Below are 1570 nucleotides of genomic sequence, written 5' to 3'. Positions count from 1 at the left end.
GCGTGGGTGCAGGATTACCTGAATCTCTTCCAGACATGCAGGCCTTCCGCGGATGCTCCCCCCGATTATCTGCAACAGCAACAGGATTTTGGCCAGCAGCAGCAGAGACCACTGGTCGGTGACACCGTCTGCTATGGAACGCATCCCGTACGTGCGTTGAACTGGGTGGAAGCAACGGTCAGCGGACAGGGAGGCAGCGGCCTTTACGGCTCAAACCGTCGCCGGTCCAAGTACAAGTCCTGCTACATGAAGAAGGGCTTCACCGTGGCGGAAGCTAACGTGCTCTATGACCAGATGACGAGTGACGCAACCCGCGGTCTCATCCTGGCTATCGACTCCTACGGCGGCATGGTGAACAACCCTGCCCGCATTGCCGATACCGCGATACCGCAGCGCAACTCTATTCTGAAGCTGCAGTACCAGAGTTACTGGCTGAACGAAGCAGATGATGCTTTCCGTCTGAATGGAATTCGCCAGTGCTATAAGGCCATGTACTCTACCCCCTCGGCGGACCCGAAGTATCCGGGCTATCCCTATCCGAACGAGAACTTCGAGGGCTGCTACATCAACTATGCGGATGCCGATATGCTGGAAAGCCCGGAGTGGACCACGCTCTACTACGGTACTGGCGATCTCTATCCCCTGCTGCAACAGGTGAAGAAGGAATACGATCCCCACAACCTGTTCCATCACTCGATGTCAATCCGACCGAAGGCATGATGATGCAAGAGTACAAACCAACACGCCGCGCTGTACTGCAGGGAATCGCTGGAGCCGCCATCTGCGCCGCCCCGATGACACGCGCCTTCGCCGCCATTGGCGACGGCATCACCTTCGAGCTCGACCGCGAAGGCGGCTGGATCCATAGCATCGTTCGCGGAGAGCGGAGACACAGCGAAAAGGCTGACCTGCCCTCAGCCATGGTCTATGCCAGTGACCAGCAGGTACTGCACGTGACTCACGGATACACGACCTATCTCGGCCTGCCCGCGGGCGCTATCTCCAGCTATCGTGTCGAGCCGAGTGGCTGCCTGCAGCGGCTGACGACACAGGGTCTCTCGCTTACCGCAATGTCTCCGCACCACATCGCCATCTCTCCCGACGGCCGCTCGCTCGCCGTTGCCGCCGCCGGAGGACGTGTGTTGAACATGCTCTCGGTTACGGAAGAGAACGCCGCAGGCGAGGTAATCGCCGTCCATCGCAAGCTGCGCGGAAGCATCCCACAGGAGTTTCTCTTTGACCGCGACGGAGTCCTGTGCGTCGACAGCCATCGCTATGCGATGCTCGAAGGAAGACTTGCACGCATCGGAGGCTGACGCTTGTACCGATCTTCGATTCGCTCGATGGCCGTTGGCGGACTTCGCCGGATGGCCCTGGGCCTGACACTGTTATTGCCCGCGATCACCTGGCCCCAGAACTTCACCGAGATCAAGCCCACGCCCCAGCAAACAGCGTGGCAGGATCTCGAGTTCGGCGTCATTCTTCACTTCAGCACCAACACTTTTCTCGATCGCGAATGGGGTGACGGCACCGCATCGCCTTCCACCTTTAATCCGACATCGCTCGATAC

At 59.2% G+C, this 1570-nt stretch carries 2 protein-coding genes and 1 pseudogene; all 3 read left to right on the top strand.

What is annotated here, in order from left to right:
• Positions 1–720: BBE domain-containing protein (locus tag AB4043_RS24970; RefSeq protein WP_442308455.1), on the top strand; the 720-nt coding region annotated here is incomplete at its 5' end.
• On the top strand, positions 717–1316 hold the full coding sequence (locus tag AB4043_RS24965; protein ID WP_442301460.1) for a beta-propeller fold lactonase family protein: 600 nt from the start codon (positions 717–719) through the stop codon (positions 1314–1316). The genes AB4043_RS24970 and AB4043_RS24965, both read left to right, overlap by 4 nt.
• Positions 1317–1319: 3 nt before the next feature.
• A pseudogene (locus tag AB4043_RS24960) lies at positions 1320–1570 on the top strand (alpha-L-fucosidase); the annotation flags it as partial.

Origin of the sequence: Terriglobus sp. YAF25, assembly GCF_052113305.1 — a bacterium.
In the GTDB taxonomy this organism is placed as follows: domain Bacteria; phylum Acidobacteriota; class Terriglobia; order Terriglobales; family Acidobacteriaceae; genus Terriglobus.
This window is presented reverse-complemented; position numbering and strand designations above follow the sequence as displayed.

Coding starts and splice junctions, on each gene's coding strand:
- AB4043_RS24965 (WP_442301460.1), top strand. CDS start 717: ATGATGATGCAAGAGTACAAACCAACACGCCGCGCTGTACTGCAGGGA.